7 protein-coding genes are annotated in these 9,863 nt (G+C 45.9%); 6 read left to right on the top strand and 1 reads right to left on the bottom strand.

Annotation, left to right across the window (positions count from 1 at the left end; all coding sequences use genetic code 11):
- Window positions 1-236 precede the first annotated feature (236 nt).
- From QL982_RS09000 to QL982_RS08975, 6 genes are all read left to right on the top strand, one after another.
- Entirely contained in the window at window positions 237-1,580 is a 1,344-nt protein-coding gene (locus QL982_RS09000) for a glutamine synthetase family protein (RefSeq protein WP_290164351.1), read from the top strand.
- A gap of 1 nt (window position 1,581) precedes the next feature.
- Window positions 1,582-2,946: an FAD-binding oxidoreductase gene (locus QL982_RS08995; RefSeq protein WP_290164350.1), complete on the top strand. Its 1,365-nt coding sequence runs from the start codon at window positions 1,582-1,584 to the stop codon at window positions 2,944-2,946.
- A gap of 191 nt (window positions 2,947-3,137) precedes the next feature.
- Window positions 3,138-4,631 carry a Na+/H+ antiporter NhaC family protein gene (locus tag QL982_RS08990; RefSeq protein WP_290164349.1) on the top strand — a complete coding sequence of 498 codons (1,494 nt, stop codon included), beginning with the start codon at window positions 3,138-3,140 and terminating at the stop codon, window positions 4,629-4,631.
- Window positions 4,632-4,755: 124 nt separating this feature from the next.
- On the top strand, window positions 4,756-5,628 hold the full coding sequence (gene aguB, locus QL982_RS08985; protein ID WP_356645389.1) for an N-carbamoylputrescine amidase: 873 nt from the start codon (window positions 4,756-4,758) through the stop codon (window positions 5,626-5,628).
- A 68-nt stretch (window positions 5,629-5,696) separates the two neighbouring features.
- Entirely contained in the window at window positions 5,697-6,812 is a 1,116-nt protein-coding gene (aguA, locus tag QL982_RS08980; RefSeq protein ID WP_290164347.1) for an agmatine deiminase, read from the top strand.
- 123 nt (window positions 6,813-6,935) lie between these two features.
- Window positions 6,936-8,309, top strand: coding sequence for an NAD-dependent succinate-semialdehyde dehydrogenase (locus tag QL982_RS08975; RefSeq protein WP_290164346.1), 1,374 nt, complete (start codon window positions 6,936-6,938; stop codon window positions 8,307-8,309).
- Between the two features lie 94 nt (window positions 8,310-8,403).
- Here QL982_RS08975 and QL982_RS08970 read toward each other — a convergent pair whose 3' ends face one another.
- On the bottom strand, window positions 8,404-9,846 hold the full coding sequence (locus QL982_RS08970) for an APC family permease (protein WP_290164344.1): 1,443 nt from the start codon (window positions 9,844-9,846) through the stop codon (window positions 8,404-8,406).
- Window positions 9,847-9,863: the final 17 nt, after the last annotated feature.

Here is a 9,863-nt window from a genome sequence, read left to right as displayed (position 1 = left end):
GAGCTTAACTTTTAGATTGATTAAAAATGCCTGAGAGTAATATCCATAAGTTACTAATATCATTGACAAAAAATTTATCAGTAATAAAAATGCTTCATATCCAACCCGTCATTTATCAAACGCTTATCTATCAAGTGTTCGTTATAAATGTCACTAACAGAGAATTTAGACGCCACAACCAAAACGTAGTAGCAGTAACAAATCCCGTAATTCTAAAATTCATAGGAAGAATAGACATGATGACAACCAATGGAATGGTCAAATCTGCAAACAACACTGAATACGTCTATGTTGCCGCAGGTGATATCAATGGCTTACTTCGTGGTAAGCGCATCCCTTTTGATCAAATGGAAAAAGCAGAAAACGGGGCAATTCGATTACCTCTGTCAATCTTAGGTGTCGATATATGGGGCGCTGATGTCATCGAGTCTTCGCAGTGCAATGGCGATATAGATGCCATTGCCCGTCCAACTGGTCGCGCTGCTTATCCCCTTCTCAATACCAGTGCACCCTCATCGCTACTGCCGATTTGGCTATATACCGAAGACAATGAGCCTTACTACGGTGATGCCCGCCACGTTTTGGACCACATCAGCAAAAAATTCAAAGCACTGGGACTGACACCAGTGATGGCAACCGAGCTAGAGTTTTATTTGGTGGACTATACCGAGGGAGAGACACCCAAACCGCCCATTCGCCCCAAAAACGGGTTGAGACTGAATAAAACCTCTATTTTAAGTATCAATGATTTATTGCAATTCGATGAATTTTTAGATGAAGTCTACGAGCAGTGCGAAAAGCTCGACATTCCTGTCGATGCAGCATTGGCAGAAAATGGTTGTGGTCAGTTTGAGATCAATTTATTACACGTGGATGACCCCTTAAAAGCTGCTGACGATGCGATTTTGTTTAAACAAGTGGTCAAAGCCGTGGCAGCTCGTCGCAAGCTTACCGCGACCTTTATGGCAAAACCTTTTGGTCTACAGTCTGGTAATGGCTTTCATGTGCATTGCAGCTTATTGGACAAAGAGGGCAACAACGTCTTCGATGATGGGTCAGATGAAGGCTCAGATATGTTGCGTCATGCAGTCGCTGGACTGCTAAAGACCATGTCAGATTGCACCTTATTATTTGCACCACATGTCAACTCTTATCGCCGCTTTACCCCCGGTACATTGGCCCCCAACAACGTGTCGTGGGGTTATGAAAACCGTACCGCAGCCGTGCGTATCCCAGGTGGCGACTCAAAAGCACGCCGTATCGAACATCGGGTGTCTGGCGCGGATGCCAACCCTTATCTAGTTTGTAGCGCGGTACTAGCAGGTATGCTGTATGGTATCGAAAACAAGCTTGAAGCGCCTGAACCGATTAATAGCATTACTTATGATGCAGCAGAGCTGAAAACTTTACCGTTAGATTGGCTCTCAGCCATTCGTCAATTTGAGAACAGCGATATTGTCGATTCATTATTCCCAAGCGAGATGATTGAACTATTGATTGCGGTCAAAAAGCAAGAAGCCAAACGCTTTGCTCAGCAAGTGACCAACCTTGAGTACCTCACCTATTTACAGGATGTTTGATATGTCAAATAGCAACCCAAATAGCAGTATGGCAATGAACCAAAACCCATCTTCTAATAACACGCGCAATATTCCACATTATTCAGATAAGGGTCAATATCCCGACAGTTATTATGCAGCCAGTCGTAACCCTAAGCCTGATAGACCAACGCTAAAAAACGACATTCAAGTAGAAATCTGTGTGGTTGGGGGCGGTTATAGCGGCCTATCGACTGCCCTGCACCTTATCGAAACAGATCATGAAGTCGTCGTGCTTGAAGGCGCACAGATTGGTTGGGGTGCGTCAGGTCGTAACGGCGGTCAAATCGTCAACGGTCTAAATGCCAGCCTGCAAAAAATCAAAAAATCTTATGGGCAACAAAGTGCAGATTTCGTCGGTCAGTTAGTGACTCGCGGTGGCAAAATCATTCGTCGTTTCATCAGCGATTACGATATCAGCTGCGACCTGAAAGAAAAAAACATCTTTGCCGCGTTAAACAACGGGCAGCTAAAAGACTTACAAGAAACGCATGCACTGTGGGAAAGCCACGGTATGCACGACCGAGAAATGCTGGACAAAAACGGCATCCAAGAGCATATAAAATCAGATGCTTATGTGGGCGGCGTCATCGATCATTCAGGTGGCCATTTTCATCCATTAAACCTTGCACTGGGTGAAGCGGCGGCGATCGAACAAGGTGGCGGCACGATTTATGAAAACACCTTAGTCGTAGATATCGAATACGCTGACGACTCTATCAAAGTCATTACTGAGTTTGGCACGGTGACTTGTAAGCAAGCCGTTCTATGCGGTAACGCTTATCTCAATAAAGTCATTCCTAAGCTGACCGACCGTGTCATGCCTGTATCGACGCAGATTATTGCGACCGAACCATTGGGTGCTTTAGCCGATCAGCTCCTCCCCACAGATGTCTGTGTTGAGGATGTTCGCTACATTCTTGATTACTACCGTCTCTCAGCAGACAAACGGATGTTGTTTGGCGGCGGTACAGTCTATGGTGGTCAAGATCCCGCTGATATCACGGCCAAAATCAGACCCAATATGAATAAGATTTTTCCAGAGCTGCGCGATGTCAAAATCGACTATGCGTGGAGTGGTAACTTTGCCTTGTCTTTCTCGCGTGTACCACAAATGGGCAAACTACATGAGCGGGTCTATTTCGCCCATGGTTATAGTGGTCACGGCATAACAGGCTCACACCTGTTTGGACAAATTTTGGCCGATGCCATCAATGGCAAAACCAAAGAGTTTGACACCTTTGCACAAATTCCTTGGATTCCGTTCCCAGGTGGCAGGGCACTACGCGTACCTTATTCTGTCATGGGCTCATGGTGGTATGCACTAAAAGACACCACTGGTATGTAAATACCTCAAAAGCCCTGAATGATGAGCGTTGCCTAAAACGCTTTACTGTGAAGAGCTGTCGTTACCTTAACCTGTCATAGCAACGGATTGCTGTGATAGGGCTCGATAGAAAGCTGATTCGCTACTGTCTATCGAACATCAACCATAAAATAGAGTTTGTTCTAAAATGAGGTTTTACAGGGAGCGTAAGTATGAACATGAAACTCAATGATGCTGTCGAAGGGCACTATCATAACAAGCGAGTCTTTCTCACCGTCATAGTAGCCGTCGTCATCTATCTGGCTTTTGCTTGGTTATCCATTAGCCGTGGCCCAGATGAATCTTGGGGCGCTTTGTCTTTATTACCCACGTTATTGGTGCTGGTCACCGCCATTGTCTCTAGGCGACCGTTTGAGTCGATGATCGCAGGCTGTGTCGCTGGCCTTGTGATGCTCAACCCCTTTGATCTGGTTTCCCCTTTTGCAGACAATATGTCGATGGTATTGGGTAATGAAACCATTATTTGGATTGTCCTCGTCTGTGGTCTGATGGGCGGGTTGATTCAGCTGCTTGAAATCAGTGGCTGCCTTGATGGCTTTAGTGAATGGCTACAAAAAATCATTAAGTCGCGTCGTCAGTCATTATTGGCCACTTTCGCTTTGGGCGTTGTGGTCTTTATCGATGATTATTTGAACTGTCTCGCCGTATCTACGTCGGTTAAAAAACTCACCGATGTCTATAACGTCTCTCGTGAAAAACTTGCCTATATCGTCGATTCAACCGCCGCCCCTATGTGTATCATCGTGCCGATTTCTACGTGGGCAGTCTATTTTTCAGGTTTACTAGAAGAAAATGGCGTGGCCGCAGACGGTGAAGGTATCGGGCTTTATATCAGCGCAATCCCTTACATGGCTTATGCTTGGTTCGCTCTGCTTATTGTATTTTTGGTAGCATATGGCATATTGGGCGACTGGGGGCCAATGAAAAAAGCGGAAGCACGCGCCAAAGCTGGCAACCCTGTCCCTGAAGCGTTTGTCGAAGAGCAACTGATCTCAAACGTCCAAGCCAAACGCAAACTGTCGTTCAAAGCCAATATCACTAACTTTGCCTTTCCGATGATCTTGTTGATTGTCTCAACGGTTTATTTTGAAATCGATCTGTTACGCGGGGCATTATTGACCTGTTTTGTGACGGTCGTTGTCTATTGGATGCAAGGTATCTTGAGTTTTGAGACACAAGTTGAAGCCATCTTTAAAGGCTTTAAAGTCATGCTCTATCCCCTCTCAACCGTTATTGGTGGATTTTTCTTAAAAGCAATCAACGATGAGCTTGGTATGACCATGTATGTGATTGAGGCTATCACGCCTTATATGACCATTATCATCTTCCCTGCGGTTATCTTTGCGGTCATGGCCTTCTTGACCTTTGCCACTTCATCAAGCTGGGGTCTATACGTGTTGGCGATGCCTATCGTGTTCCCAATATCGCTCGCCCTTGGTGTAAGCACACCACTTATGATTGGCGCATTGTTATCAGCCTCATCATTCGGTAGTCATGCGTGTTTCTTTAGTGATTCATCATTACTTGCCGCGCAAGGTGCTGGCTGCTCACCCATGCAGCATGCCTTTACCCAGTTCCCTTATGCGATGTTAGGTGCAGGACTGTCCGTCGTGACCTTCTTAGGATTGGGCTATATGATGGCTTAAGCCTATAAAACATGAGCTTAACTATTGTCGCTATACACTAACGAATGATGAGAAATTGTTCGTTAGCAAATACGAATCATCATTTACATAGAGATATTACTTATCTACTAATGAAAGGGTTTACATCATGCGAAACGTTACTGTGGCGACCACGCAAATGACATGCGGCTGGGATATCCAGCAAAACATTGCGACCGCGACTGATTTGGTCAAAAAAGCGGCCAACGATGGTGCCAATATTATCTTGCTTCAAGAACTGTTTGAGACGCCCTACTTCTGCCAAGTACATGACTTTGATTATTTTAAACTGGCGACTTCAGTCGAAGATAATGCAGCTATCAATCACTTCAAAAAGCTAGCGAAAGAGTTAGAAGTGGTATTGCCGATTAGCTTTTATGAAAAATCAGGCAATACTTTCTTTAATAGCATCACTGTGATCGATGCCGATGGCGAGATACTGGGCACTTATCGCAAAACGCATATACCAGATGGTATTCCTTATGCCGAGAAGTTTTACTTTACCCCTGGTGATACGGGGTTTAAGGTTTGGCAAACCAAATACGCTAAGATTGGTGTCGGTATCTGCTGGGATCAATGGTTCCCTGAATGCGCTCGTAGCATGGCATTGATGGGTGCCGAGTTGCTGTTTTACCCCACTGCCATTGGTGATGAGCCGACACTCGGTATCGACTCAAAAGGTCATTGGCAGCGCTGTATGCAAGGCCATTCTGCCGCCAACTTAATGCCAGTCATTGCAGCCAATCGTATTGGTATTGAGACTATCAGCCAAAATGGCAGTGACAGCACGATGCAGTTTTATGGTAGCTCGTTCATTACCGATGGTCGCGGTGACATTATAAAAGAAGCGTCAGCAGATGCCAGCGAAGTGATTAGTACTACCTTTGACTTAGATCAATTGGCTATCGAACGTCAGCAGTGGGGTGTATTCCGTGATCGTCGTCCATCGATGTATGGCACGCTGCTCACTCACGGTTAACCTGCTCTCTATATTTTTAATTTACTCTCACTATTTTCATAGTCGCTCGTGTGCGATAAGGTGTTTTTATGTCTATATTACTGACAGACTCAACCCCGCAGCAAGATGGCTTTTACATGCCAGCAGAGTTTGAGCCAATACAAAAGGTATGGATGGTCTGGCCGTACCGTGCTGACAACTGGCGACAACAAGCAGTCCCTGCCAAGAGGGCTTATGCTGATGTTGCATTGGCAATTAACAAGTTTTGTGACGTTGGCGTACTGGTCAATCCTGATAATTATCAGCAGTGCCGCGATAGCTTACCTGATGATATCGACGTTATCTCTATGCCTAGCAACGATGCGTGGGCGCGTGATACCGTGCCGACATTTTTGATCAATGACGCAGGCGAGCTACGCGCTTGTGATTGGACATTCAATGCGTGGGGCGGAGGCTATGATGGCCTCTATTCACCATGGGACGATGACGATAAACTCGCAGAACGGCTGTGTGAACAGCTAGATATTCCGCGTTATCGAACGGATGACTTTGTCATGGAAGGCGGCGCGTTTCATGTCGATGGTGAAGGCACGGTTCTGACCACGCGTATGTGCCTGCTAAGCCCGGGGCGCAATCCACATCTGAGCGAACAGCAAATCGAGGACAAGCTAAAAGCCTACCTCAATGTCCAAAAAGTGCTCTGGGTCGATGATGGTATCGATCCTGATGAAACTACAGGTCACATCGATGATATTGCTTGCTTTGCGCGCCCTGGTGAAGTGGTTTGCTTATTCACGGATGATCCTGAGAACCCGTTCTATGAAGCAACGCAAAAAGCCTACGAGCAGCTCTCAAATATGACCGATGCAAAAGGCAGACGACTAAAAGTCCATAAGCTGTGCTGTACTCAGCAGCCAGTGACCTTGCCTGATGAGTACGACATTGTCCAGTCTGACGATGCCAAACCACGCCTAACAGGTGATATTTGTATCGCCTCGTACGCCAATTTTTTGATTTGTAATAACGCGGTCATCGTACCACAATATGATGATATAAATGATGCACTTGCCATCGAGCAGCTTGAAAAAGTCTTTCCTCAACATCAAGTAGTGGGAGTACGAACAAGAGAGATTGTTTTTGGTGGCGGTAATATTCACTGTATTACACAGCAGCAACCAAAATCATCGATCAAAGGCAATAACTAAAAGCATTAATCAAAAGCATTAATCAAAAGCATTAATCAAAAGCTTTAATTAAAAGTACCCGCATAAAAATATAGACCCAAATGGATTTTGAACCCAATAATATTTTAAAATAAAGGACATAACATGAGCGATTATCAAGTTAATAACCCAGCCACTGGTGAAGTAGAAGCCACTTACCCTACCGCCACTGAACAAGATATCCAGCAAGTCATTGAGCAAGCAGACACTGCTTATCAAGATTGGCGTAAAGTGCCATTGAATGAGCGCAGTGCATTACTGCATAAAATCGCTGATATCTATCTTGAGCGCCAAGATGAGCTATCACGTATCGTCGCCAACGAGATGGGCAAACCCATTGCCCAAGCGAAAGGCGAGATTGGTCTGGTGGCTGATATTTATCGCTACTATGCAGACAATGCTGAGCAGCTACTGGCAACCAGTACCATTGAGGTTGATTCAGGGTCAGCGTCGGTAGAAAAACACCCTGTGGGCGCACTATTAGGTATCATGCCGTGGAACTACCCGCATTACCAAGTCGCCCGTTTTGTCGCGCCAAACTTTATGGCGGGTAATACGATTATCTTAAAACATGCACCGCAGTGTCCAAATACCGCAGAAGTCATCGTTGATATCTTTAAAGATGCAGGCGTACCTGAGGGCGTGTATAACAATATCTTTGCGACCAATGAGCAATCAGCGACCATCATTAACGATACCAGAGTACAAGGTATCTCACTAACAGGTTCTGAGCGCGCTGGACAAGCGGTCGCAAAAGAAGCTGGCGGCGCACTCAAAAAAGTTGTTTTAGAATTGGGCGGTTCAGATGCCTTTATCGTCGCAGCTGATGCCGATATCGAGCAGGCGATACAAGGCGCTATCTCTGGTCGTTTTGGTAATACGGGACAAGCCTGTAATGCTGCTAAGCGTCTAATCGTCATTGAATCAGTCTATGACAAATTCGTTGAAGGCTTTACCAATGCGGTCAGTAACATGACTTTGGCCGACCCGCTTAAAGAAGATACGTTCATTGGCCCAATGTCATCAAAAGCCGCTGCGGTCAACTTGCAAGCGCAGCTAGACAGCGCTATTCAAGCAGGTGCGACAGTATTGGTAGAAGGCGGCATGGTCAAAGACAAACCTGGCGCTTGGTTTAAGCCTGTGGTACTGACTGATGTGACTGAATCCATGGATGTATATCGTGAGGAGCTGTTTGGCCCTGTGGCGGTCGTCTACAAAGCAAATGACATCGAACATGCTATCAAGATTGCCAATGATGTGCCTTTCGGTCTGGGTGCGTCTATCCAAACGCAAGATGCGGCACTGGCTGCTGAGATTGCTGACAAACTAGACGTCGGTATGGTGACTATCAATGCCCCTTCTGGTTCTGAGGCCAATACGCCATTTGGCGGCGTCAAACGCTCAGGTTTTGGCCGCGAGCTTGGTACGCTTGGTATCACTGAATTCCTAAACTATAAACTGATTCGTGATAAGTCTTAATCAATAGCGTGGTTTTTGGAATAGCAAAAAGCCTAACATTCAATGTTAGGCTTTTTTTGAAGGATGATTTGGTTAAAAATTCTGCTCGACAAGCTTAGCGTTTGGGTGGATTGTCTTTTAACCACAATTGATTGACGATTTTTAATTCACGCAGCTCTTCTGCCATGATCGCCTCACTAATACCCGGATATTTCACTCTCGCATAGCCATACAACACGATGCCCAAGACAGTCCAGCCAAAGAAAATCCACCACTCGATTGGTGTCAGTGCCGATGGCATACCTGGCATATACAGCATCAACATACCAATGCTAAGCGCAATCGTGATCATACCGACCAGCTTACCTGCGGGTATTTTGAATGGACGTACCATATCAGGCTCACGATAGCGTAATACTAAGAATGATATCGCCACACAGGTATAGGCAATGATGATACCAAAACCACCTGCATCTACGATCCAAACCAGCATTTTACGACCAAACAATGGTGCTAACGTCGCCAAACCACCAATCAATAAGATGGCATTTGATGGCGTATTGTATTTTGGATGCAATTTGCCCAAAAACGCTGGCAACATATGTGCTTTTGACATCGCATACAACAGGCGACTACCACCGATTAAGAAGGCGTTCCAGCTCGATAAAATACCCAGCACACCACCAATAACCAGTAAGATACCTGCCCACTTACCTTGCCACGCATTGGTCATCGCATCAGCAGTAGCGAGGGTTGAGTTTTCTGCTTGGACAAGTGGCAAAGTCGTGCCGACGCTCCAAGCGATACCCACATACCACAGCACCGCAACCACGATAGAGACAATCAAAAACTTGCCAATATTGGGGCGAGTTAAATCAATCTCTTCTGCCGCTTGTGGAATGACATCAAAACCGACAAACATAAAAGGCACCATGACAATCACTGCCATCATACCGCCGATTCCACCAATGAATGCTGGCGCTTGTATCGAGTTTGAGGTTTCAGGATTGAACAAGACCGCACCGATGAACAATAACGTACCAACGAATAAAATACCCAATACGGCCGTTTTTTGGAACCAAGCACTGACTTCCATGCCGCGTATATTCAGCCAAGTGACGATGACAGAGCCCAGCATTCCGACGCCCACCCAAGTGGCATACACATCCCACCCAGCAATGGTCCAAAGATACCCTTGGTTATAATTAGGAATAAAATATTCTACGACTGTCGGTAAGGCAACCGCCTCAAACGCGACCACCGAAAAATAGCCGAATAAGATACTCCATGAGCAAATAAAGGAGACATTGACCCCTAGCGCTCGATGCGTATAAGTATGCTCGCCACCAGTAATCGGCATGGAGGCAGCAAGCTCAGCATAAGTCACGCCGATCAGTATCACTGCCAACCCGCCTATCAAGAACGCCAACATCGCGCCCCACGTACCCGCAGATAAAATCCAACCACCTGCCAACACTACCCAACCCCAACCAACCATCGCACCAAATGCTAAGGCAATAATATCCAGCGTTCCTAACGATTTCTTTAGTTCAGACATAATTTACTCCTTGTCTG

Source organism: Psychrobacter sp. 5A.1 (assembly GCF_030407455.1).
In the GTDB taxonomy this organism is placed as follows: domain Bacteria; phylum Pseudomonadota; class Gammaproteobacteria; order Pseudomonadales; family Moraxellaceae; genus Psychrobacter.
Note: the sequence above shows the minus strand (reverse complement) of the source record. Positions and strands in the feature narration are given on the sequence as shown.

Coding starts and splice junctions, on each gene's coding strand:
- QL982_RS09000 (WP_290164351.1), top strand. CDS start 237: ATGATGACAACCAATGGAATGGTCAAATCTGCAAACAACACTGAATAC.
- QL982_RS08995 (WP_290164350.1), top strand. CDS start 1,582: ATGTCAAATAGCAACCCAAATAGCAGTATGGCAATGAACCAAAACCCA.
- QL982_RS08990 (WP_290164349.1), top strand. CDS start 3,138: ATGAACATGAAACTCAATGATGCTGTCGAAGGGCACTATCATAACAAG.
- aguA (WP_290164347.1), top strand. CDS start 5,697: ATGTCTATATTACTGACAGACTCAACCCCGCAGCAAGATGGCTTTTAC.
- QL982_RS08975 (WP_290164346.1), top strand. CDS start 6,936: ATGAGCGATTATCAAGTTAATAACCCAGCCACTGGTGAAGTAGAAGCC.
- QL982_RS08970 (WP_290164344.1), bottom strand. CDS start 9,846: ATGTCTGAACTAAAGAAATCGTTAGGAACGCTGGATATTATTGCCTTA.